Below are 23,530 nucleotides of genomic sequence, written 5' to 3'. Positions count from 1 at the left end.
GAATCCTGCTACCCGCAACCGTTGTCTCGAGGCCTCAACCGATCGAACCGACCAGCTTCAGCCGTTTGTCTTCGGGGATCTCGCTGTAGGCCAACACCTGCAGCGACGGCACCCCGTGCCGGAACATCCGCGAGAGCACCCCGCGCACCCCGCCCGGCACCAGCAGCACCGCCGGCTCGCCGCGGGCCTCCTGCCGCTGCACGCAGTCGGCGAGGCTCTGGTGCAGGCGCTCGGCCAGGTTCGGTTCGAGCGCTGCGGTGTTCCCGTTCACCGAGTCCTGCAAGATCCGTTCCAGAGGGGGCGCCAGCGTGTAGACCGGCAGCTCGGGGTTCATGCCGTTGATCTCCTGCACGATGAAGCGGCCCAGCGCGTTGCGCACCGCGGCGGTCAGCGCGGCGGGATCGGACGTGGTGGCGCCATGCTCGATCAGGGCCTCGGCGATCTGCCGGATCTGCCGCACCGGCACCTTCTCGGCCAGCAGGTTCTGCAGCACGCGCACGACGACCGCCAGCGGCAGGGTCTTGGGCGTGAGGTCCTCGACCAATTTGGGCGCGGCCTTCTTCAAGGTATCGAGGAGCGCCTGGGCTTCCTCGTGGCCGAGCAGCTCGCTGGCGTGCTCGCGCACGAGGTGCGACAGATGCGTGGCGATGACGGTGGCCGGGTCGACCACGGTGTAGCCGAGCGACTCGGCCTGCGCGCGCTGCGCCGGCTGGATCCACACGGATTCCAAGCCGAACGCCGGGTCGCGTCCGGCGATGCCCTGCAGCTCGCCGAAGACCTGCCCGGGGTTCAGGGCCATGTCGCGGTCGGGATAGACCTCGCCGCTGGCCACCGGTACGCCGTGGATCACCACGCGGTACTGGTTGGGCGGCAGGTCGAGGTTGTCGCGAATGTGCACGGCAGGCACGAGGAAGCCGAGGTCCTGCGTCTGCTTGCGGCGGATGGCCTTGATGCGCGCCATCAGGTCGCCGCCCTGCGCCTTGTCGACCAGCGGGATCAGCCGGAAGCCGACCTCCAAGCCGAGCGCATCGATCGGACGCACTTCATCCCAGCTGAGCTCGGCCGGCGCGCCGCCCGGCGTCTGCGTGGCCATGAGCTTGCGGGCTTCGACATCAGCCACCCGCGCCTGCTCGGCCTGCTCGCGCTGGTAGAGCATCCAGGCGAGGTAACCGAGCCCCGCGGCGAACGTCAAGAAGGCGACGTTGGGCATGCCCGGCACGAGGCCGACCAAGCCGATGATCACGGCAGTGACCGCCAGCGCACGATACTGGCCGAACACCTGGCCGAACATCGCGTTGCCCATGTCCTGCGAGCGCGACACGCGCGTCACGATCACCGCGACCGCCGTGGAGACGAGCAGCGCCGGCAGCTGGGCCACGAGGCCATCGCCGATCGCCAGCAGGATGTAGATCTCGGCGGCATCACCGGCCGACAGGCCGTGCTGCATCACGCCGATGCCGAAGCCGCCGAGGATGTTGATGAAGAGGATCAGGATGCCGGCGATGGCGTCGCCGCGGATGAACTTGCCGGCACCGTCCATCGAGCCGTAGAAGTCGGCTTCCTCGCGCACTTCCTCGCGGCGAAGCTTGGCCTCTTCGCGGGTGAGGATGCCGGCGTTGAGGTCGGCGTCGATCGCCATCTGCTTGCCGGGCAAGGCGTCCAAGGTGAAGCGCGCCGCCACTTCGGAAACGCGCGTCGAACCCTTGGTGATGACGATGAAGTTGATGATCGTCAGGATGCTGAAGACGATGATGCCGACGGCGAAGCTGCCGCCGATCACGAACTGGCCGAAGCTGGCGATCACCTGGCCGGCGGCGTCGTGGCCCTCGTGGCCGTGCAGCAGCACCACGCGGGTGGAGGCCACGTTGAGTGCCAAGCGCATCAGGGTGACCAGCAGCAGCACGGTCGGGAAGATCGAGAATTCCAGCGGCCGCTTCACGTAGATCACCGCCAGCAGCACCACCAGCGACGCGGCGATGTTGAGCGTGAACAGCACGTCCAGCGCCAGCGGCGGCAGCGGCACGACGATCATCGCCAGCACGCCGATCAGCACCAGCGGCACGACCGCCCCCTGCTGGATCAGCTGGCGGGTGCGGTCGAAGGGAGTCATCACGGCGGCCATCGGGTCTCGCGTGGGCGTGGGGTCGGGCGAGACGTGCAAGACGTGTGCCGGGGGCGCTGCCATGCGCTCCACAGGCGCGGCCGGATGAGGCTGGCTCGCCCCGTCACCTTCGGCGCAACCTGCCCGGCGGTCGGCCCAAAGGGGGCGTCCTGCCCCTTGGGCCGTTCGCGCATCCTGCGCGACCCCTTCGGGGCTGGCGCCTGGATTCCGCGTCGGGGCTCCTGATTCGCCTCATCCGGCCGCGCCTACGGATCGCACGGCGCGCGTGGCGTTCACGCCGTGACGCAGCTCGCCACCTTTTGTGCTGTCGAAGCGACGACGCTGGCAGTGCGCCGCGCCCGCGGGGCGTTGGGCCAGCGACAAGCGAGCCATGGATGGCGAGCGCGCGGCTCGGGGCAGGACAGCCCCGAGTCCGCGAAGAGCGGCCCAGCGCTACGCGCGGCAGGCGCACCAGCGGCGCCCGCCGCGTTGCGATCAGGGCTCGCGTTCGAGCGCCCCGAAATCCGGCAGCGTCGGGTACGCGCCACGCTTCGGCGTCCACACCTTGAGTTGGTAGACGTAGCTCAGCACCTGCGCGACGGCCTGGTAGAGCTTCACCGGGATCTCGCGGTCGAGCTCGGCCTGCGCGTGCAGCACGCGGGCCAGCGGCGGCGCCTCGACGATGGCGACCTTGTGGGCGCTCGCGACCTTGCGGATGTTCAGCGCGACTTCGTCCAGGCCCTTGGCCACGACGATGGGCGCCTGCGCCTTCTTCGGGTCGTACTTCAGCGCGACGGCGTAGTGCGTGGGGTTCACCACCACCACGTCGGCGGTGGGCACGGCCTCCATCATCCGGCCGCTGGCGAGCTGCTGCTGCATGCGGCGGATATGCCCCTTCACCTCGGGGCGGCCCTCCATCTCCTTCATCTCCTCGAGCAGCTCCTGCCGCGTCATCTTCAGCCGGCGCTTCCAGCTCCACAGCTGCCAGGGCACGTCGGCGACGGCGAGGAGGACGAGGCCCACGCCCATCGCGATCAGCAGGCCGAGGATCAGGTCAAAGCCCTGGGCCGCGGCCGTCGCCACGGGCAATTGCGAAAGCTGCAGCAGGCGGTCCTCGTAGGACAGGTAGTAGACCGTGCCGATGGCACCGAGGATGGCGATGCGCAGCAGCGACTTCACCAGCTCGCCGAGACCCTGTGTGCCGAAAATGCGCTTCAAGCCCGCGATTGGCGACAGGCGCTCGGCGTTCGGCGTCAGCGCCTCGGTGCTGAAGTTGAAGCCCATCACGGCCGGCGCGATGAAGGCGCACAGCAGGCAGGTGGCGATCAGCGGCCCGACCGCCAGCATCAATTCGCCGATCGACAGGCCGGCGCGAGTGACGAGGTCCGCCCCCAAGCCCTGGCCCTCGCCGGCGTGGCGGAGCTGGTTGCTCATCCACGCCATCGAATGTCCGGCCATCCAGCCGCCGAAGGCCAACAGGGCGAGCAGGGCGCCGACGAACACCGCCGCGGTGGCGAGTTCCGGTGATCGCGGGCTGTCGCCTTTCTCGCGCGAGTCCTGGAGCCGTTTTGGGGTCGGCTCTTCGGTTTTCTCCTGGCCGTTCTCGTTTTCCGCCATGGTCCTAGCCCAACCAGCCGGTGGAGAGTTCGAAGGCCACTTCGAGATTCGCGCGCAGCGGTCCGAGGAGCTGGCCGGTGAGCGTGCCCATCAGCAGCAGGCCGACCAGCACCGAGGCCGGCAGGCCGAGCTGGATCGGGTTGAGCGAGGGCGCGGCGCGGCTCATCACGCCGAAGGCGAGGTTGATCACCAGCATCGCCAGCACCACCGGAAGCGCGATCTGGATGCCGACGAGGAACATCTGCCCGCCGAAATCGGCGATGGCGCGCAGTGCTTCGGGCGTAGGCGCCCAGTTCGACTGCAGCGGCACCGCCCTCCACGAGTCGGCGAGCAGCTCCACGATCATCAGGTGCCCGTTCATGCTGAGGAAAATCAGCGCGAAGCACAGGTAGAACCACTGCCCGACCACACCCGCGTTGGTGCCGCGCAGCGGGTCCGCCATCACGGCGAACGACAAGCCGGTGCCCTGCGCGACGAACTCGCCGGCCAGCGCGCCAGCCTCGAAGGCAAGACGCAAGACGAAGCCCATGCCCACGCCGGTCAGCACTTCGCGGGCGGCGGTAAGCACGGTGAGGGGGTCGACGCCGGGCAGCGGCGGTGGCGGCCCGGCCAGCGGCGCCATCGCGAAGGCGAGCGCCATCGCCAGCATGGCCTTCACCCGGCGCGGCACCGTGCGCGTACCGAACAGCGGCGCCACCATCAGCAGGCCACCAACGCGCAGGCTGGTCCACAACGTCGCGTTGATGACGGCGAACATGTCGCCGCCGTCAAGCACGATGCCGGGGATGCTGCCGGCGGCGGCCATCAGCCCACCAGCGCGGGGATGCGCTGGAACAGCGCGATCGTGTAGTCGACGAGCTTGCCGAGCAGGAAGCTGCCCATCGCGGCGAGCGCGACGGCCAGCGCCACCGCCTTGGCGATGAAGGCGACGGTCGGCTCGTTGATCTGCGTGGCCGCCTGCACGAGGCCGACGGTGACGCCGACGCCGAGCACGACGACCAGCAGCGGGCCGCCGACCAGCAGGGCCAGCTCGAGGCCGGCGCGGAGTTCGGTGATGGCGGTTTCCGGCGTCATGTCAGCCCGCTCCCACCGCGGTCGCTGCCGTGCTCACCACTGCCGGGTTGAAGCTGCCCGCCAGCGTGCCGACCACCAGCACCCAGCCGTCGACCAGCACGAAGAGCAGGATCTTGAACGGTGCGGAGACCAGCATCGGCGACATCATCATCATGCCCATCGACATCAGCACGCTGGCGACGACGAGGTCGATGACGACGAAGGGAATGAAGATCAGGAAGCCGATCTCGAAGGCCGTCTTCAACTCCGAGGTGATGAACGAGGCCACCAGCACGCCGAACGGGATCTCTTCCGGCGAGGCGAAGCCCTGCGTGTGCCCGGAAAGATTGGCGAAGGTGAGCAGGTCGGTCTCGCGGATCTGCGCCAGCATGAAGGCGCGGAAGGGTTCGGAGGTCGCGGTCCACGCGGCGTCGAAGGGCAAGGTGCCGTCGAGGTAGGGCTTCAAGCCCGCGGTCCAGGCCTGGTCGGCCACCGGCATCATCACCATCATCGTGATGAAGAGGGCCAGCCCGACCATGATCTGATTGGAGGGCGTCTGCCCGGTGCCGAGCGCCATGCGCAGCAGGGCCATCACCACGATGATCCGCGTGAACGCGGTGCAGGCCAGCAGCAGGCTCGGCAGCAGGGTGATGGCCGTCATCGACAGCAGCACCGCGAGCGAGACCGAGACGTTCTCGCCGCCGACGTTGGCGACCGTGACCTCGGGCAGACCCGTCGGCTGCGGGCCGGCCGGCGTGGCGAAGCTCAGCGCTGGCAGGAGCAGGGCCAGCGCGAAGAACGAGTAGCGGAGGAGAGAAGAGAGAGAGGGCACGACGGGCATCCGGCGGGGATGCCCGGTGACGTGCAAGCCGCGTGCCGGATTACGCGGAGTCGCGCGCCTTCAGCCGCGCCAGCAATTCGGCGAAGCCGGCCTGCGTCGGCGCGTCGAGCAGGGGCTCGGGCAGGGTGTGCAGCAGGTTGACGCTGTGCTGGGTGACGCCCAGCAGCAGCTGCTGGCCGCCGCAGTCGACGATGACGACGCGCTCGCGCGGCCCCACCGCGAGGCTGGCCACGGTCCGCAGCCCGGACATCGACTTGAGCCCGGCGCCCGGCAGCTTCTTCAGCACCCAGGCGAGGAAGAGGATCAGGCCGACCACGAGGACCAGCGCCATCAGCGCACCGCCGAGGCCGGCGGTCTGCGGCACGGCCTGCCCGACCTGCACGGTCTTGGCGGCGGCGGGTGCGGCGGCCGTGGCCGCCAGCAACAGTGAGGTGGGCTCGCTCATGGCGTGGCTTCAGCGCAGGCGCTTGATGCGTTCGCTGGGGCTGACGACTTCCGTCAGCCGCACGCCGAAGCGCTCGTTCACCACCACCACTTCGCCCTGGGCGACCAGCGTGCCGTTAACGTAGACGTCGAGCGGCTCGCCGGCGACGCGTTCCAGTTCCACCACCGAGCCCTGGTTGAGCTGCAGCAGGTTGCGGATCGGGATGCGCGCGCGGCCCACTTCGAGCGACAGGGTGACCTGCACGTCGAGGATGAGGTCGAGGTTGGCGTCGCCGGTGGCGCCGCTGCTGGCGGCCGGAGCCGGGCTGGGTGCGAGGTCGCCCCACATGGCGAGGTCGGCGGCGTCTTTTTCGGTGCTCATGGGGTGGTCCTCAGTTCGCCCGCGGCTTGCTGCCGGCCATGGGTGTGATGCGGGTGATCTTCACGGCGTTCTTGCCCTTGTGCAGGCCGAACTCGCCTTCGAACAGCGGCAGGCCTTCGACGTGCAGCGGCGTCTTCGAAGGCACGTCGATCGGCAGCACGTCGCCGACCTTCAGCGCGACGAGCTGGCGCACGCTCAGGCGCTTGGTGGCGAGCACGCCGGCGACGTCGAGCTCGGCGAGGTTCACGCCCTCGCGGAGCTGGATCGGGAAATTCTCGTCCTTCTCGGAGCGGTCCGAGGCGATGCCGGCATCCAGCAGCTCGCGGATCGGTTCGAGCATCCCGTAGGGCAGCGTCACGTGCATCTCGCCGCCGCCGCCCTCCAGCTCGACGTGGAACTTGCTGACCACCACGTACTCGCGCGGGCTGACGATGCTGGCGAAATGCGGGTTCACTTCCGAGCTCGTGTACTCGAACTCGAAGTTCATCACCGGCGCCCAGGCTTCCGCCAGGTCGGCGAAGGCCTGCTTCAGCATCAGCTGGATGACGCGCATCTCGGTCGGCGTGAACTCCCGGCCTTCGATCTTCGCGGGGAAGCGGCCGGCGCCACCGAAGAAGTTGTCGAGCACCGCGAACACCAGCGTCGGCTCGAAGACGATGAGGCCGGTGCCGCGCAGCGGCTTCATCTTGATCAGGTTGAGGTTCGTCGGCACGTAGAGCGTGTGCAGGTAGTCGGCGAACTTCATCAGCTCGACGCCGCGTACCGAGAGGTCGGCGGAGCGGCGCAGCAGGTTGAACAGGCCAACGCGCCACATGCGCGCGAAGCGCTCGTTGACCATCTCCAGGGTGGGCATGCGCCCGCGGACGATGCGGTCCTGGGTGGCGAAGTCGAAGGACCGCGCCACGCCGGGATCGACGTCGGTCTCGGTCTCGACCGCGCCCGAGTCGACGCCGTGGAGCAGGGCGTCGATCTCATCCTGGGAAAGCAGGTCGCTCATGGCCGTCGCTTATTGGGTGACGAAGCTGGTGAACAGCAGGGCGGTCACGGTGTCCTTCTTGCCGGTTTCAGCCTCCAGCACCTTGTTCGTCTCCCCGAGGGCCTTCTCCTGCAGGGTCACCATGATGTCGGGCTGGGACAGCTCCTCGTTGGTGAGCTGGCGGAACATCACCAGCAAGCCACTGCGGATCGCCGGCAGGTGGGTCTCGATGGCCTTCTGGCCCTCCTCGCTCTTGGTGGCGAGCTGGATCTGCACCTGCAGGTACTTGGCGCTGCCGCCGGTGAGGTTGACCACCAGCGGGTCCTTGACCTCGATGTAGCGGGTCTCGGCCTTCGGCGCGCCCTCCTCGCCCTCCTCCGCCTCGGCGCCTTCCGCCGCCTCGTCGCCCTCGGCCGGAGCATGCGCCGGCTTGGGCATCATGAAGAACATGATGCCGGCCACCAGGACGGCCGAACCGAGCGCGGCGCCGATGATCGGCACCAGCGGCACGTTGGGTTTGGCGGCGGCGTCGGCGGGTGCGGCGGCGGGTGCGGGCTTTTTGTCGGCCATGGGTGGGTCCTTGCGGTCGTGGTGGGGAGTGCAAGACCCGTGCCGCGGCAGGGGCCCGGACCTGCCGGAAACCCGCCACCGGCGGCCTCCGGGCCGGTTCGCGGCTAGTAGGCGCTGAAACCGTTCGTCGTTCAATCGGCGCGTTTTGAGTATTCCTGACTCTTCGCCGCGGGGATTCGGTCATGCTTCGCGCGCCCCTCACCCCCGGGGGGTGGAGGAGCGGTTCGATACGCTTCGAGCGGCGCGACGCGAGGCACCCCCCCGGCCTTCGCTTCCGCCCTGTCCTGCGACCGTGCTGCTTGGTGGTCGTACCCCCTCCGAGCCCGACCCGGCCCCCGCCGTGGTCGGGTTTTCTTTTTCTGCGCGGCTTCACTTCGCCGGGATCGATCGCCACACTCGACGCCATGCCCGCCTGCCCGCCCCGCTTCGCGACGCCCGCCTCCCCCCACCCCGGGAGCCGCCGCGCATGAGCACCCCGATGGTGACGGCGCACCCGCCGCTGCGCGTGGCCCTGGTGGAGGACGACCGGATCGAGGCGGAACGCGCGATCGCCGCCCTGCGGGCCGCCGGCCACGAGGTGGAGTGGTTCACCGAGGGCGTGCAGTTCATGTCCGAGGTCCGCGAGGCGCGGCACGAACTGTTCCTGTTCGACTGGCACCTGCCCGACACCGAGGGCACCGCCCTCGTGGGCTGGGTCCACCGCTCCGTCGGCCGCCGGGCGCCGATCATCATCTTCAGCCGCTTCGACGACGACGAGCGCATCGTCGAGGCGCTGGCCGTCGGCGCCGACGACTACATCATCAAGCCGACCTCGGCGACCGTCCTGCTGGCCCGGATCGCCGCCGTGACGCGACGCTTCCAGGGCGCGACCACGGCCCCGCTGCGGGTGGAGTTCGGCCCCTACCGGATCGATGGCGCTTCGCGTGAGCTCAGCCGCGACGGCGAGCGCATCGAACTGCAGCCGAAGGAATTCGACCTCGCCTGGTACCTGTTCCTGCATCGCGACCGGCTGGTGCGGCGCGAGGAACTGGTGGCCGCCATCTGGGGCCGTGACCTCGGCGGCTCGGCCCGGACGCTCGACACCCACCTGTACACGCTGCGACGCAAGCTGATGTTCGCGGAGAACGGCCTGCGCCTCTCGAACGTCTATCGCGAAGGCTACCGGCTGGAACTCGCCCCCGCGGCGGCCGGCGCCTCAGGCGACTGAAGCCTCGCGCTCGAGCGGCAGCTCGATGCGGAACTCGGCGCCGCCCTCCGGCGGGTTGTCGACGAAGACGGTGCCGCGGTGGCGCGCCACCACGCTCATCACCATGGCAAGGCCCAGGCCCACCGAGCGCGTCGACGACTTCGGCGTGCGCGCCAGAGGCCCGAAGCGCTGGAACAGCTGGCTGCGCCGCGACGGGGCGATGCCCGGGCCGCCGTCGCGGACCACGATGGCCAGCGCCTCGCGCCGGCGTTCCACGCGCACGTCCACATGCCCGCCGGGCGGGGTCACCTTCACGGCGTTGCTCAGCAGGTTCTCGACCGCGCGGCGCAGCAGGGCCGCGTCGCCGATCACCCAGCCGGCCTCCTGGTCGTCGAGGGCCAGCTCCAGCCGCACCTGCTTCGCCGTGGCTTCCGGCGTGCTGGTCTCGACCGCTTCGAGCACCACGTCGGCGAGCAGCACCGGCTCGGCGCGGGTGAAGGCTTCCGGCGAGGCCGAGCGCACGAAATCGAGGTAGGTCGTCGCCATCTGCACCATGCGGCGGGAGAGCCGCTCGGCACTGCGCAGCACCTGCTGGGTGGACGGCGTCAGGGTGGGATCGGCCAGCACGCCTTCGCAGAGCTCCACCAGCGCATGCGCCGGCGCGCGCAGGTCATGGGAGAGGAAATCGATGGCGGCCTGGCGCTCGCGCTGGTCGGCCATCAGGCCGGTGAGCTCGGTGACGCAGACCAGGGTGTCGTGCTGGTCGGGCTCGCGGCCGCCGGGCAAGGGTTCGAAGGCGACCACCACCTCGCGTTCGCCGCACTGCGCCAGCAGGCGCGCGCTGCCGGCGCCCACGTACTGCCCAGCGTCGGCCGGCAGGCGCAGGTCGACCGCAGCCAGCCAGTCGCGCAGCGTGCCCATCGGCGCCTCGGGGTCGGTGCGCCAGGCCACGGCCTGGGCGTTGCCGAGGCGCAGGCGCTGCTGGCCGTCGATGACGATGATGGCGGCCGGCTGCACGTCGATCAGCCGATGCACGTACTCGCGCTGGCGACGGATGCTCGCGACGGCCTGGCGCACCGCGGCCAGCGCCTCGTCGAAATCGAAGCCGCGGCGCGTGGCCGGCGGCGCGGTGGCTTCGCGGCGCAGCACGGCGATCTCGGCGGCCAGCATCGAGGCCGAGCGCACGTAGCGATGGATCACTTCGACGAACACCTGGACGGGCAAGGCGATCGCCAGCGCCACCGGCGGCAGCCACAGCAGCATGCGGTAGGCCACGAGGTAGGCCACCCCCACGAGGACGAGGAAGCCGACCGCGAACACCGCGGCGCGGCGCTGGCGCAGGTGGTTCAGGGCCAGGGCGAAGAGCAGCAGCACGCCGCCGACGATGGCCGCGTCGGTCGACGGGGCGAGCACGCGGAACACGTGGCCGGTGAGCAGGGCCGCGGTCGCCTGCGCCTCGTACTCATCGACCGTGAGGCCGTGTTCGGCCCAGCCCGAGACGGCCGTGGTGAGGTTGATCTCGGTGTCCTGCTCGGACTGCCCGATGATGACGAGGCGGTCGCGCCAGACGTCCGGATGCACCTCGCCATCGAGCACGTCGGCGGCGCTGACCCGACGCACGGTGCCGCCACCGCCCAGGAAGGCGAAGACGTAGGCGTCCTCGGCGACGGTGGGCGAGTCGAACGCGGCCTGCAGGGCCGCGCGGCGCTCCTCGGGCACGAGGTCGCCGGCCTGCTGCAGCAGGGCGACGGCGAAGCTCGGCCGCAGCGCGCCGGCCAGCGGCGCGGCATGGAAGCTGCCACGGATGACGTTGTCGTCGCCGGTGGCGATGAGCTGCAGGCCCAGGGTGCGGAAGCCCACCTTCTCGGCGGCGCGGAAGGCTTCCTCGGCGCTCTGGTGCGCGGTGTCGCCCACGAAGGCCTTGCCGACCGTGTTGCCATGGCGGGCCAGCGCTTCGCGCAGCACGCCGAGGCCTTCGCGGTCGCGCGGATCGCGCGGGTCGAAGGCGAGGTAGGCGCCGATCACGCGCGGCTTCACCTGGTTCAGGCGATCGACGAGGCGGGCCACCGCCAGCGGCCGGCGATCGATGAAGTCGGGGTAGCGGCGCTCGGCTTCGCCGTCGATGTGCACGAGCACGATCTCCGGCGGCGCCTCGCGCTGGTGCAGGCGCATCAGCTGGTCGTACACCCGCGTGTCGAACGGCGCCAGCAGGTTGAAGCCGACCAGCAGGGCGGCCAGCGACGGGATGACCAGCGCGTGGATCGGCAGGCGGCGCATCGACTCAGCGGGCGGCGGACGGCGCCGCGGGCGGCGGTGAATGCAGGGCGTCGAGCGCCACGGCCAGCAGGCTGCGCAGACCCGGCTCCAACGCCGATTCGTCGAACAGGAATTCCGGCGAGTGGTTCATCGGCGCGCGACGCGGGTCGATGCCCGGGCCGGTGCTGCCGACGAACCAGTAGAACGTCGGAGCGACCGTGCTGAACTGCGAGAAGTCCTCGCCGATCGTCAGCAGCGGCATCTCCACGACCTTGTCCTCGCCCAGCGCCGCGCGCAATGCCGCACCGCCACGCTCCGCGCGCTCGGCGGTATTCGCGGTGAGCGGCGCATTGAGGTTGACGCTGAGCTCGGCGGTCGCGCCGGCCGACTCGGCGATTGCCTTCGCGGTGCGTTCGAAGCGCGCGATCACGTCGGCGCGCACGCCGTCGTCGAAAGCGCGCAGCGTGCCGGCCATGCGCGCCTCGTCGGGGATGATGTTGAAGCGCACGCCGGCCTGCACTTGGCCCGTGGAGAGCACCACGGGCGAACGCACGATGTCGGTCTGGCGCGAGACGATGGTCTGCATCGCCATCTGCACCTGCGCCGCGATGGTGACAGGATCGATGCCGTCCCAGGGACGCGCGCCGTGGGTCTGCCGCCCGCGGATGACGAGGTTCCATTCATCGACCGAGGCCATCGTCGGGCCGCTGCGGTAACCCACCGTGCCGGCCGGCAGCGCCGCCCACACGTGCAGGCCGTAGATGGCGTCGGGTTTCCAATCGGCGAACAGGCCGTCGTCGATCATCGCCTTTGCGCCGACGATCTGCCCGGGCTGCGGCGGGCCTTCCTCGGCCGGCTGGAACACGAACATCACTTCGCCGGGTAGCTCGTCCTTCATGCCGACGAGGATCTCGGCCGCGGCCATCAGCAGGGCGACATGGGCATCGTGGCCGCAGGCGTGCATCACGCCCACGTCCTGCCCGCGGTAGGTCGTGCGCACCGTCGACGCGAACGGCAGGCCGGTGGCTTCGGTAACGGGCAGCGCGTCCATGTCGGCGCGCAGCGCGATGCGCGGGCCGGGCTTCCCGCCCTTGAGGATGGCGGCAAGGCCGGTGACGCCGAGGCCTTCGCGTACCTCGAGGCCAAGGCCCCGCAGATGCGCGGCGGCCTTGGCGGCGGTACGCGTTTCCAGCGTGCCGAGCTCGGGGTGCTGGTGGATGTCGCGCCGCCACGCGGTGAGCTCGGGCAGCACCTCGGCGATGGCCGCATCGAGCGGCGCGGCGGTGGCCGGTGCCGCGTGGGCGGCGGACGGCGCGAAGGCCAGCGCGGACGCGAGCACGGCGAGCGGAGCAAGTCGGAGGGCGACGGCGCGGGGCAGCGGCATGGTCGTGGCGGATCGCTTCAGGAAAGCCGAAGCATACGCAGGAACCATCCCACGGCGAGGGGGCGGCGGCGCTACTCGTAGCGCAGCGCCTCGATCGGGTCGAGCCCCGCGGCCTTCGAGGCCGGCATGATGCCGAAGATGACGCCCACCAGGGCCGAGAATCCGGCCGCCGCGGCGATCACCCAGATCGGCACCGAGGCCGGCGGGAAGCCCGGGATCATCGCGGCGATGCCCACGCCCGCAGCAATGCCCAGGATGATTCCGATGATTCCGCCGAGCAGGGCGAGCATCGCGGCTTCGAGCAGGAACTGCACGAGGATGTCGCGCCGCGTGGCGCCCAGCGCCTTGAGGATGCCGATCTCGCGGGTCCGCTCGGTCACCGACACCAGCATGATGTTCATGATGCCGATGCCGCCCACGAGCAGGCTGATCCCGACGACGCCGCCGACCACCAGCGTGGCCGTGCCGGCGATCTGGTCGAACTGCTTCACGAAGGCGTCGGCCGCTTCGACCTTGAAGGTGTTGCCCTCGCTGGCCGGCGTGCGGCGCGCGGTGCGGATCGCGCGGGTCACGCGCTCACGCACCGTGTTCACCTGCTCGAGGTCGGGCACGGTGAAGCTCGCCTGCATGAAGGGGCGGTTGCTCGCGCCCATCATCGAGCGGCCGACGTCGAAGGGGATGATCAGGTAGTTGTCGAGGCTGAAGCCGAGCAGGTCGCCCTGCTTCTCCATCAGGCCGATCACCTTGAACCACTCGTTGCCGATGCGGATGTATTCGCCGATCGGGTCTTCGGGCAGGTCGAGGTCGACGCGAAGCTTGTCGCCGATCACCGCCACTTTGCGGCGGCCACGATCGTCCGCCGGCGCGAGGAAGCGGCCCTTCACCGGCCAGCGTGCGTACACCGCCGCGTAATCGGCGTTGCTGGCCTGCACCTGCGCCGTGACCGTGCGGCCCTGGTAGCTGATGCCGGGCACGTTCACCGCGAGGATCGGCGCCACCTGGCCGACGCCGGGCACGCGGTAGCGCAGCACGTCGAGGTCGTCGAAGGTGATGTAGTTGAGCCGGCCGCTCTGGAAGTTCTCGTTGGTGTTGACAGCCTGCAGGGTCAGCGTGCTGCCGCCGAGGTCGGCGAGCTGGTTCTTGATCGAGGCCGAGAACCCCTGCACCAGCGACACGACGGCGATCACCGAGCCGGTGCCGATGACGATGCCGAGCGTGGTGAGCACGCTGCGCATGCGGTTGGCCATCAGGCTGGCCAGCGCCGCGCGGAAGGCTTCGAGCAGGGCCTGCATCAGCGCGTCCTCCGGTCTTCGACGATGCGACCGTCGCCGATGCGCACGGTGCGGTGGCAATGCGCGGCGATATCGGGTTCATGGGTCACGACGACGACGGTCTGGCCCTGCGCGTGCAGCGCGTCGAACAGCGCCATGATCTCGGAGGACGTGCGCGAATCGAGGTTGCCGGTGGGTTCGTCCGCCAACAACAGGGACGGTTCACCCACCAGCGCGCGGGCCACGGCCACACGCTGGCGCTGGCCGCCGGAGAGCTGGTTCGGCCGGTGGTCGAGGCGGTTGCCCAGGCCCACGCGCTCCAGCGATTCCACGGCGCGGCGGCGACGCTCGGCGCGCGGCAGGCCGCGGTAGACCAGCGGCTGCATCACGTTGTCGAGCACGCTCATGCGCGGCAGCAGGTGGAAGCTCTGGAACACGAAGCCCACTTCACGGTTGCGCACGTGCGCCAACTCGTTGTCGTCGAGCGTCGCGGTGTCGCGGCCGTTGAGCAGGTAGTGGCCGGCACTCGGCGTGTCGAGGCAGCCGAGCAGGTTCATCAGCGTCGACTTGCCGGAGCCGGAGGGGCCGATCAACGCGACGTACTCGTTGCGGTCGATGAAGAGGTCGACGCCGTCGAGGGCGCGGACCTCCTGGTCGCCCATCAGGTAGTGCTTGTGGATGCCGACGAGCTCGATCACCCGGCGTCGTCCTCGGCGTCGGTGTCTTCGTCCTCGGCGTCCTCGTCGTGCTTGGCCTCGATCTCCTTGACGCTGCCGCCGTCCATCAGCTGGCGCAGCGCACGGCCCGGGCCCGAGACCACGCGATCACCCTCGGAAAGACCCGAGGTGATGGCCTGCCAGCGGTCGTCGGCCTCGCCCACCTGCACTTCGATCTTGTTCACCTTGCCGTCGACGATGCGCCACACGTGGTGGGCGGTCTTGCGCGGCTCGGGCTCGCTGGCGATCACCGCCTCCACGGGCACGGCGAGCGTCGACGCGCCATCGCCAAGGAACAGGTCGGCGCGCGCGCTCATGCCGGAGCGCATGGCCAAGCCTTCCGGCGGCGTGAGTTCGGCAATGACCTCATAGGCGCGACCCTGGTTCTCGAGGATCGGCGCCAAGGCCACCTGCCTCACCACGCCGGGCACGGCGGTGTCGGGGAAAGCCGCCGGATAGACATCGACCTTCTGGCCGGCCGCGACCTTGGCGATATCGCCCTCGTCGACCCTCAGCCGCGCCTCGATGGCGCTGGTGTCGGCGATGGTCATCAGCTGCGCGCCGGCGAAGGCCTGCGTCGACGGCACGGCGGTCTCGCCGGCCTTGATGGTGACGCCCACCACGGTGCCGTCGATCGGTGCCACCACTTCCGTCTTCTGCAGGGTCTCGCGGGCGTCGGCGAGGATGGCCTCGGAACGCTTGAGCGATTCCTCGCTGCTCTTCAGTTCGATGCGCGCGAGCTCGAGCTGGTTCTTCTCCTCGTCGAAGCGCGCGCGGTCGATCGTCTGTGCGTCGGCCAGCCGCTGGTAGCGCTCGAACTGCTTCTCGCGAAGCGCCAGCGTCACGCGCTGGCGCTCGATGCTGATCAGGGCCTGCCGACGGCTGGCCTCCTCGCGCTCGATGGCGTTGCGGTAGGTCTCCGGGTCGAGGCGCAGCAGCACCTGGCCGCGCTGCACGCGGTCGCCGTCCTTCACCAGCACCTCGCTGACCTGGGCCAGCACTTCCGCGGTGAGCTTCACCTCGGTGCGGAAGGCCAGCGTGCCGGAGGCCAGGATGGTGGGGCGGATGGCCTGCGGCGCGGCGGTCGCGGCCTGCACCTCCACCGCGTCGCCGCCACCGCGCTTGGCGATGAAGGGCAGGGCGAGGAGCAGGACGATGCCGCCCGCGATCAAGGCTTTCTTCGGAATGCGCATGGACGAGGGGCCGGGAGGGTCAGAGCAGGGCGATCAGCAGCCAGATGCCGTAGATCAGCACCGAAGGCAGCGCGGCGACGACCACGGCCGAGGCCCAGCCGCTGCGCGTGAAGGCCCTCCAGCCGATGGCGCCCAGGGCGATGGCCCAGAGGCCGAGCAGGTCGAAGCCCTTGGCGAGAGTGCTGAGCGCATGGTCGAAGGGCAGCTGCACCAGCAGCGGGTCGATGCGCGTCAAGGAGATGGCGTGCAGCGGCGTCTGCGGCGCCATCGTCAGCGCGCTGATGGTGGCGACGAGCGCGCCGAGCGCGGTCGGCATCGCCGCCCACGTGGCCAGCGACAGGCCGTGCTTGTACGAGAGCCCAGCGCCGGCGATCTTGCCGGCGAGGAAGAAGTACAGCGCGAACACGGCATACATGATCGGCACGAAGATCAGCGTGGCGGCGGCGCCGATGTAGCCCTGCACCTTCGCGCTGGGCATGAACTGCTTGGCCTGGGCGATCTCGGCCGGCGTCATCTCCTGGCCCATCATCGTCAGCGAGAAGTCCTGGAACCACACGGGATCCACGCGCAGGTAGTAGGCGAGGATCATCCCGGCCGACACGGCGACCATGATCGCCATCGGCAGGAGGAAGGTGGGCTTGTCCTTTTCGGCCGTGAAGACCTTGGCCGGGTCAAGGAAGATGTCGACGAGTTTCATGCGCGCATTCCCCAATGCGTGGAGGGAGAGTCCTCGAGCTCAGACTGTGGCCTGGCGCCGAGGGGTGGAAGTGACGGAGGTCATGTCCGTGATACGCCATCGCACGCCCGGCCCTTACAGCCGCCCGGCCCGCTTGATGGCGAGGTAGTGCTGCACGAGGGCCGCGGGCAGCTGCTCGCAGCGCACGTCCAGGACATCGATGCGACGCGCCCGCAGCTGCGCGTGGGCGCGCTTCCGCGAGGCGAGGTACTGCTGGGTGGCGCCGAGGCGCAACGCGTCCTCGAATCGCGCCGGCTCGGCCGCCATCGCGGCGTCGAGCGCGCTTTCGCGCAACGAAGCCACGCAGACGAGATGCCGGCGCTGCAGCAGTTCGAGCCCGGCGAGCAGGTCGTCGGCATCCTCGTCGCGCACGTTGGTGATCACGAGGACGAGGCTGCGGCGCGCGTTCTGCGCCAGCACGCGGCGCGCGGCTTCGAGGTAATCGGCGGCGACGGGCGCCGGCTGCACGTCGAAGGTCGCCTCCACCAGCGCGTCCAACCCGCCGACGCCGCGCACCGGCGGCACGCTGCGGTCGACCGCGCCGAAGGTCTGCAGGGCCACGGCGTCGCCCTGCCGCAGGGCCGTGTACGCCACCAGCAGGGCGGCGTTGAGGGCGTGGTCGAAGTGCGTGAGCCCGCCGTCTTCCGCGAGCAGGCGACGCCCGCAGTCGAGCAGCAGGGTGACGCGCTGGTTCTTCTCTTCCTGGTACTCGCGCGAGATCAGCCGGCGCGCGCGCGCGGTGGCCTTCCAATCGATCTGCCGCAGGCTGTCGCCGGTGCGGTACTCGCGCATCTGGTGGAACTCGGTGCCGTCGCCGCGACGCCGCGCGAGGTGCGCGCCGGTCATCCGCGTGGCCTGCTCGGCGGTGTGCAGGGCGAGCCCGGCGAGCGGGGCGAAGTTCGGGAACACGCGCACCGGCGTGGTCGTGCCGAGGCGCCGCGTCTGCGTCCAGAGCCGCAGCGTCGAAACCTGCCGCCACCAGGCGGGCTCGAACGCCGCTTCACCGCGACGTGGCGGCAGCGTTCGGTAGGCAAGCTCCAGCACCTCGCGCGCGGCGATGCTCAAGCGCCGCGGCTGGTCCTCCACGGCCCAGTCACCGGGGTGGCCGTCGTGCAGCGTGCCGCGCAAGGCGCCGCGGGCGGTGTTGCTCAGCCGCAGCGTGACGCTCGCCCACGGGCCCAAGGGCAGCACCGCCGGCATCTGTCGCTCGAACGCGGGCGACGGCTGGCGCGACAGCGCCACGGCATCGAGCAGCAGTGCGAGGCCGAGCACGCCGCCGGCCCACAGCCAATGCAGCGTCGCGAGGCCGGCGAGCGGAATCGCCAGGCCCACGAAGCCCCAAACGGCCAGCAGCGCGATGGTGGCGCGGGTCGGCCTCACTTCTGCGGAGCCTTCACCCGTTCACGCAAGGCCGAGAGCACCGCATCCGGCGACTGGCCTTCGAGCTGCAGTTCCGGGCTCAGGGCGATGCGGTGGCGCAGCGCCGGCAGCAGCACGTCGCGCACGTCGTCGGGTAAGACGAAGTCGCGGCCTTCGATCGCTGCTTGCGCGCGCGCGAGGCGCACCAGCGCGAGGCTGCCGCGCGGGCCCGCGCCCAGGGCGATGCCGGGCCACTCGCGGGTGGCGTGCACGAGGCGCACCGCGTAGTCGAGCACGGCGGCATCGACGCGCACCGACGCGACCGCCTGCTGCATCGCCACCACGTCCTCGGGCGCGAGCAGGGCCTTCAGCGTGGAGAGATCGAAGTCGGCGCGCGCACGGCCGGTGCTGATCGCTTCGACCATGCGCACTTCGTCGGCGAGCGAGGGGTAGCCGATCAGGATCTTCAGCAGGAAGCGGTCGAGCTGGGCTTCCGGCAGCGGGTAGGTGCCTTCCTGCTCGACCGGGTTCTGCGTGGCGATGGTCATGAAGGGCGCAGCGAGCGGGAAGCTCTGGCCTTCGATCGTCACCTGCTGCTCCTGCATGGCTTCGAGCAGGGCCGACTGCGTCTTCGCCGGAGCGCGGTTGATCTCGTCGGCGAGCAGCAGGTTGGTGAACACCGGGCCACGGCGAACGCTGAAGGTCTCGGTCTTCGGGTCGTAGACGGCGTGGCCGCTGACGTCGCTGGGCATGAGGTCGGGCGTGAACTGCACGCGCGAGAACTGGCAGCGCATCACGGCGGCCAGCGCGCGCACCAGCAGGGTCTTGCCGAGGCCGGGCACGCCTTCGATCAGCACGTGGCCGCCGCCAAGCAGCGCCAACAGCAGCTGGTCGAGGACGGCGTCCTGGCCGATGAAGGCCTGGCCGATCTCGCGGCGCACCGCGGCGACGCGGTCGGCGAGTTCGGCGAAGGGCAGCGGCGGCGGGGCGGGATGGTCGGGGCTCATGCGCGGGTCCGGTTCGGGTGGCGAGGCGGTAGAAGGGATCAGAGTCGGTGCAGCAGGGTGGCGAGCGTGGCGACGGCCTCGCGGAACTGGTCGGGCGTGGCGCGGTGCGGCAGCACGAGCGCCGCGGTGACGACGTCGACGGGGACGCGGCTGCGGTCGGCCAAGGCCCGCGCCAGCGTGGCCTCGTCGAGGCGGGCGAGGGCGTGGCGCTGGGCGAGGCGTTCGAGCACGGCGTCGCGCAGCGCGGCATGCAGGGAGGCGCCGTGGTCGTTGCGGAAGGCGAACTGCCCGGCGGCGTCGATGTGCTCCATCAGCGCGCGGCGATGCGCGGCCGGCGCTGGCACCGTCGGGCCAAGGCGCTGGCTGGCCCAGCGCAACCACGCCAGCAGGGCCAGCGCGAGGCCGAGCATCACCGGCCAACCTTCGCGCCACAGCAGCGCGGCCAGCGAGCCACCGCGGTGGCTGAGGATCCACACCGCTTCGCCGTCCACCCAGGCGCCGGCCAGCTGCGCCATCAGGCGCGTCTGCGCGTCGCGTCGCTGCTGCCGCTCGGCATCGGCCTCGGCATCGGCCGTGGTGCCGAGGGGCGAAAGCCGGCGGTTGGTGAAGGCGTCGAGCTCGCTCAGCACCAGCACTTCGCCCTCGCCGTAACGCAGGCGGGCGATGCGGGCGTGGCCGGCCTTCGGCCACACGAGGGCGTCGTCGCCCACCTCCGTCACTGCGAACGGGGTGCCGCACACCGTCTCCGTCACGCCCTCGGCGAGCCGGAGGCGCGGGCAGTCGATCTCCGCCGCAGCACCGCGCAAGGCTTCGACGCCGAGGCTGTCGCCGAGCATCGCGGAGAGCGAGGGCGCGGCATCGCCGGAAGGCATGGGCAGCACGAGGCGTCCGCCCTGCTCCACCCAGTCCAGCAGGGCCCAGCTGTCGTCGTCGGTTTCCACCTGCGCTCCCGGGTACAGCAGCACCAGCGTGCCGCGCGGCGGCGGCGGGGTGCGACGGAAATCGACATGCCCCTTCAGCACCACGGCCTGCCCGGCGGCGCGCAAGGCCAGCGTGAGCCCATGCAGCGGGTTCGCGCGCGCTTCCGCGGTGGGCGGCGTGGGCTGCTCGACGGTGACACGCTCGTGGGTGGCGAAGAAGGCCCCGACCATCAGGCCGATGAAGACCAAGGCGGCCGCGCCGATGGCGAGGTTGCGACGGCGAGGCGTCATGCGCGGGCCTCGCCGAAGGCATCGGGCCACGCGGCGATCAGGGCCTCGAAGGCCGCGGCATCGGGGCGCGCGCCGGCGTAGGCCACGGCGCGCCAGGCCTGCACGAGACGCCGCACGTGCTCGGCGGCCGGCGCATGCGCCAGCGTGCGCGCGGCGCGTAGCAGCTCGCCTTCGGTGGTGCCGGGCGGTAGCGGCCGCGGACGTCGCGCAGACACCTCGCGCAGGCCGGCGCGGTACAGGCAGGCGAAAGCCTCGCGGGCCTCGCCGCGCGCCCATGCCGCACGCGCGCGCTGCAGCAGTTCCGGCGCAGCGGCGACGTCCTCCGGCGCGAGGCCCCGGTGGCGCAGCGGCGGCGGCGCATGCCGTTCCGCCGCAGGCTCGCGCCGCCACGGCAACCAATCGCGATAGCGCCAGAGCACGTAGGCCAACGCCAACAGGGCCACGGTCCACAGCAGCAGTTCCGCCGCCATGCCCACGAGGCGGCCAACGAGCTCGCCCAGCTTTTCGCGCCAGTCGATCAGGGGCTGCGCCTGTTCCTCGTCGAGGTCGGAGAGCAGGTCCTTCATGCGCCAGCGCTGCACCGTCTTGGTGCCGCCGAGCGAGGCATCGTCGCGCGCCTCGCGCAACGCCGCATCCAGGCGCGCGGTCTGCGCGTCATCGGCGAAGCCCTCGGGCAGCCGAGTCGCGCGCTCGGGCAGGTCGAGCGACTTCGCCACCTTCTCTTTCGCATCGAGCGCCGTCGGCATCGCCAGCACCGCGAGCAGCAGCACGAGCACGCCGCCTGCACCGCGACCGGCTGCCACGGCGCGCGCGGCCATGCGCTTGAAGCCGAGCTCGAGGTCCCAGGCTTCGAGGTGCACGCGGCGGCTCAAGTACAGGCCGAAGCCGGCGGCGACGAAGAACGGTTCGATCACCAGCACGCCGACGCAACCCACGGCGTTGAGGACGAGGTCGAGCCACGGCGTGGCGTCGTTGCCCAGCGCACCCATCCAATCCCCGCCACGGGCTTCCCACCATTCCAGCGGGATCATCAAGCCCACCAGCGCCCAGACACTGGCCACCAGCACCAGCTCGAACCACGGCAGCAGCAGCCACAGCCCGGCCGCCTGCGGTGCCCCGTCGCGGCGCAGCAGGCTGCGGCGCTGGCCGCGCTCGGCACGCGGCAGGCCTTCGAGCAGATCACTGGGCAAGGAGAGCGCGCGGAACGGGTCGAAGCGCAGCCACAGGAGGCGCGGCAGCGTCGGGCCCCAGCCCCAGCCCCATGCGGCGCGATACACCTCGGCGCGCGTCGGCTCATGGCCAAACACCGCTCGCGACAGCACGAACAGCGGAATGCGGTCGAGGGCGGGCTTCAGCCACCACAGCATCAGCGGCGCCAGCCACAGCCAGCCGAGCAGATGCCCCAGGCCCAGCAGCAGCGCGCAGAGCACGCAGGCGCAGAGCAGCCACGGCCCGAGCCAGACCCGCGCGTGCTGGCGTGCCAGGGCGATGCCGAGATCGACGGCCTCCCACGAGGTGCGCGCGCGCAGCGCGATGCCGAGGCGGTCAATCCGCATCGCGGCGCCCTCGCCCACCCATCGCCAGCCACCAGAAGATGGCGGCCCAGAGCGCCGCCGCCAGCGGGAAGCGCACGAGATCCGGCAGGTCCGACTTCGACGACCAGAAGGCCTCGATGAAGGCCGCCAGCAGCAGCATCACGAACACGCCGAGGCAGAGCTTGGCGCCGTCGCGGCCGGCCTCGACCAGCGCGTCGCGGCGGCGCAGGCGGCCCGGCGCGATCAGCGAGAGCCCGATGCGCAGACCGGCGCCACCGGCGATGACGATGGCGGTGAGTTCCGGCGCGCCATGCGTGACGACGAAGCGCCAGAAGGTGTCGCCGTAACCGGACACATGCAGGTGCCCGGCGATGCCGCCGATCGTGACGCCGTTGAACACCATCACGTACAGCGCGCCAAGGCCCGCCGGCAGGCCGGACGCGAAGCTGCGGAAGCCGATGCTGATGTTGTTCATCACGTAGAAGCCGAACATCTGGAAATCGCCGTCGGCACCGCGATCACGACCGAAGTGCTCGGCGGCCGGGTCGTACATGGCTTCCGCCTGCGCCAGCATCGAGGCGTCGAACAGCAGCCACGCCGCGTCCGGGCGGAACTGCAGCAGCGTGAACACGCCCACCAGCGGCACGAGGAACAGCGCCGCCGAGAGCGCCATGCAGCCGGCGTGCTTGCGCACGAGGCGCGGGAAACCGGCCAGCACGAAATCCCAGGCCGCGCGCCAGCGCGGGCGCGGCGGGCGATACAGCTGGCGGTGCCCGCGTTCGACCAGCCCCTGCAGCGGCTCGACCACGGCCGGGCTGTAGCCGCGCTGCTTGGCCAGCGCCAAGTGCTGGCACACGCGGCGGTAGCGCGCGGGGAAATCCGCATCGGCGAGCACGCCCGCCTCGGGCGGCGGGCGCTTGAGCGGCGCATCGGATTCGCGACGGTCGAGCCAGTCGGCGAGCTGCGCCCATTCCCCCGCGTGGTGGGCGACGAAGGGCTCCTGCCTACGCATCGCCCGCGCTCCGTCCGGCCAACCAGCGCGCCGCCGCCAGCACGCGCTCACGCGCCGCGTCGCCCTGCAGGCCGGTCACCGGCGAGAGGTGCTCGCAGAGCTCGTTCTGCCGCGCCACGCTCAAGGCCCGGCTGCGCTCGCCGAAGGCCACCAGGGCCTGCTGTTCCTCGACACCGAGCGGCACCGGCCAGCGCTGCACCTCGCCCGGCGGCAGCACGCTGGGGCGGCGCGGCGGGTCGACGTAGACAACGACGGTGTCGGCCACGAGATCGCCGAGGCGGCGCGAATGCGCGTCGGCCAGCATGCTCACCAGCCCCGCGCCGTAGAGCACCGGCAGCATGTCGACGGTGCGCAGGAAGTTCCGCGTGATCGAGGCCAGCCAACCCACCGGCGCGCCGTCGCCGCGCAGCACGCGCAGGCCGAGGGCGCGCTTGCCGGGCGTCTGCCCGTGCCAGAGCACCTCGAACAGGATCGGGTAGCCCCACGTGAGCACGAAAAGCAGCAGCAGCATCACGCCCGCGCCGGTCTCGCCGGCGAGGCCGAGCACGGTCGCGGCGCTGAAGTACACCGTGGCGCGCACGGCGAGGTCGATCAGCCAGGCCAGCGCCCGCGGCACGGCGCCGGCAGCACGCAGCACCAGCGCCACGCCTTCCGGCGTTTCGACTTGGCGAAGGGTGTCGAGCGGGGGGGCTTCACTCATC

At 70.9% G+C, this 23,530-nt stretch carries 21 protein-coding genes and 1 pseudogene; 1 reads left to right on the top strand and 21 read right to left on the bottom strand.

Going from position 1 to position 23,530, the window contains the following annotated elements; translation table 11 throughout:
- Positions 1-34: 34 nt before the first annotated feature.
- The 9 genes and pseudogenes from flhA to O9280_RS12375 form a co-directional block, all read right to left on the bottom strand.
- Entirely contained in the window at positions 35-2,122 is a 2,088-nt protein-coding gene (gene flhA, locus O9280_RS12415; protein WP_298343354.1) for a flagellar biosynthesis protein FlhA, read from the bottom strand.
- Positions 2,123-2,596: 474 nt separating this feature from the next.
- A complete protein-coding gene (flhB, locus tag O9280_RS12410) occupies positions 2,597-3,718 on the bottom strand; it encodes a flagellar biosynthesis protein FlhB (protein ID WP_298343125.1) in 1,122 nt (373 codons plus the stop codon).
- Between the two features lie 4 nt (positions 3,719-3,722).
- Entirely contained in the window at positions 3,723-4,523 is an 801-nt protein-coding gene (gene fliR, locus O9280_RS12405) for a flagellar biosynthetic protein FliR (RefSeq protein ID WP_298343123.1), read from the bottom strand.
- Positions 4,523-4,792: a flagellar biosynthetic protein FliQ gene (locus O9280_RS12400; RefSeq protein WP_298343121.1), complete on the bottom strand. Its 270-nt coding sequence runs from the start codon at positions 4,790-4,792 to the stop codon at positions 4,523-4,525. Before O9280_RS12400 ends, fliR begins: the two co-directional genes overlap by 1 nt.
- Position 4,793: 1 nt before the next feature.
- The gene (fliP, locus tag O9280_RS12395; RefSeq protein ID WP_298343120.1) at positions 4,794-5,612 is read right to left on the bottom strand and encodes a flagellar type III secretion system pore protein FliP; all 819 of its coding nucleotides are present in this window, start codon (positions 5,610-5,612) and stop codon (positions 4,794-4,796) included.
- Positions 5,613-5,652: 40 nt separating this feature from the next.
- On the bottom strand, positions 5,653-6,057 hold the full coding sequence (fliO, locus tag O9280_RS12390) for a flagellar biosynthetic protein FliO (protein ID WP_297865619.1): 405 nt from the start codon (positions 6,055-6,057) through the stop codon (positions 5,653-5,655).
- Between the two features lie 9 nt (positions 6,058-6,066).
- A pseudogene (fliN, locus tag O9280_RS12385) lies at positions 6,067-6,321 on the bottom strand (flagellar motor switch protein FliN); the annotation flags it as partial.
- Positions 6,322-6,427: 106 nt separating this feature from the next.
- Positions 6,428-7,414: a flagellar motor switch protein FliM gene (gene fliM / locus O9280_RS12380; protein WP_298343115.1), complete on the bottom strand. Its 987-nt coding sequence runs from the start codon at positions 7,412-7,414 to the stop codon at positions 6,428-6,430.
- 9 nt (positions 7,415-7,423) lie between these two features.
- On the bottom strand, positions 7,424-7,963 hold the full coding sequence (locus O9280_RS12375) for a flagellar basal body-associated FliL family protein (protein WP_298343112.1): 540 nt from the start codon (positions 7,961-7,963) through the stop codon (positions 7,424-7,426).
- A 466-nt stretch (positions 7,964-8,429) separates the two neighbouring features.
- Here O9280_RS12375 and O9280_RS12370 point away from each other — a divergent pair, with 466 nt between their 5' ends.
- Positions 8,430-9,170 (top strand): response regulator transcription factor, encoded by a 741-nt coding sequence (locus tag O9280_RS12370; RefSeq protein WP_298343110.1) that lies wholly within the window; start codon positions 8,430-8,432, stop codon positions 9,168-9,170.
- Here O9280_RS12370 and O9280_RS12365 read toward each other — a convergent pair.
- From O9280_RS12365 to O9280_RS12310, 12 genes are all read right to left on the bottom strand, one after another.
- On the bottom strand, positions 9,159-11,426 hold the full coding sequence (locus O9280_RS12365) for a CHASE2 and HATPase_c domain-containing protein (RefSeq protein ID WP_298343106.1): 2,268 nt from the start codon (positions 11,424-11,426) through the stop codon (positions 9,159-9,161). The genes O9280_RS12370 and O9280_RS12365 overlap by 12 nt on opposite strands.
- 4 nt (positions 11,427-11,430) lie before the next feature.
- A complete protein-coding gene (locus O9280_RS12360) occupies positions 11,431-12,789 on the bottom strand; it encodes an amidohydrolase (RefSeq protein ID WP_298343104.1) in 1,359 nt (452 codons plus the stop codon).
- A 71-nt stretch (positions 12,790-12,860) separates the two neighbouring features.
- Positions 12,861-14,081 carry an ABC transporter permease gene (locus tag O9280_RS12355; protein WP_298343102.1) on the bottom strand — a complete coding sequence of 407 codons (1,221 nt, stop codon included), beginning with the start codon at positions 14,079-14,081 and terminating at the stop codon, positions 12,861-12,863.
- Positions 14,081-14,758 (bottom strand): ABC transporter ATP-binding protein, encoded by a 678-nt coding sequence (locus tag O9280_RS12350; RefSeq protein ID WP_298343099.1) that lies wholly within the window; start codon positions 14,756-14,758, stop codon positions 14,081-14,083. The genes O9280_RS12355 and O9280_RS12350 overlap by 1 nt, the downstream gene beginning before the upstream one ends.
- Entirely contained in the window at positions 14,755-15,969 is a 1,215-nt protein-coding gene (locus O9280_RS12345; protein ID WP_298343096.1) for an efflux RND transporter periplasmic adaptor subunit, read from the bottom strand. Before O9280_RS12345 ends, O9280_RS12350 begins: the two co-directional genes overlap by 4 nt.
- A 19-nt stretch (positions 15,970-15,988) precedes the next feature.
- Positions 15,989-16,666, bottom strand: coding sequence for a YIP1 family protein (locus tag O9280_RS12340; RefSeq protein WP_298343093.1), 678 nt, complete (start codon positions 16,664-16,666; stop codon positions 15,989-15,991).
- Between the two features lie 114 nt (positions 16,667-16,780).
- Positions 16,781-18,085: a DUF58 domain-containing protein gene (locus O9280_RS12335; protein WP_298343090.1), complete on the bottom strand. Its 1,305-nt coding sequence runs from the start codon at positions 18,083-18,085 to the stop codon at positions 16,781-16,783.
- Positions 18,082-19,071 (bottom strand): MoxR family ATPase, encoded by a 990-nt coding sequence (locus O9280_RS12330; protein ID WP_298343087.1) that lies wholly within the window; start codon positions 19,069-19,071, stop codon positions 18,082-18,084. The genes O9280_RS12335 and O9280_RS12330 overlap by 4 nt, the downstream gene beginning before the upstream one ends.
- A 38-nt stretch (positions 19,072-19,109) precedes the next feature.
- Complete coding sequence (locus O9280_RS12325; RefSeq protein WP_298343084.1) at positions 19,110-20,282, bottom strand: DUF4350 domain-containing protein; 1,173 nt, start codon at positions 20,280-20,282, stop codon at positions 19,110-19,112.
- Positions 20,279-21,838 carry a DUF4129 domain-containing protein gene (locus O9280_RS12320; protein ID WP_298343081.1) on the bottom strand — a complete coding sequence of 520 codons (1,560 nt, stop codon included), beginning with the start codon at positions 21,836-21,838 and terminating at the stop codon, positions 20,279-20,281. The genes O9280_RS12325 and O9280_RS12320 overlap by 4 nt, the downstream gene beginning before the upstream one ends.
- Positions 21,828-22,829: a stage II sporulation protein M gene (locus O9280_RS12315; RefSeq protein ID WP_298343079.1), complete on the bottom strand. Its 1,002-nt coding sequence runs from the start codon at positions 22,827-22,829 to the stop codon at positions 21,828-21,830. Before O9280_RS12315 ends, O9280_RS12320 begins: the two co-directional genes overlap by 11 nt.
- A complete protein-coding gene (locus O9280_RS12310) occupies positions 22,822-23,529 on the bottom strand; it encodes an RDD family protein (protein WP_298343076.1) in 708 nt (235 codons plus the stop codon). The genes O9280_RS12315 and O9280_RS12310 overlap by 8 nt, the downstream gene beginning before the upstream one ends.
- Position 23,530 lies beyond the last annotated feature (1 nt).

Source organism: Silanimonas sp. (genome assembly GCF_027531545.1).
Lineage (GTDB): Bacteria > Pseudomonadota > Gammaproteobacteria > Xanthomonadales > Xanthomonadaceae > Silanimonas.
The sequence above is the reverse complement of the archived record's forward strand: the minus strand, read 5'-3'. Positions and strand labels throughout refer to the sequence as shown.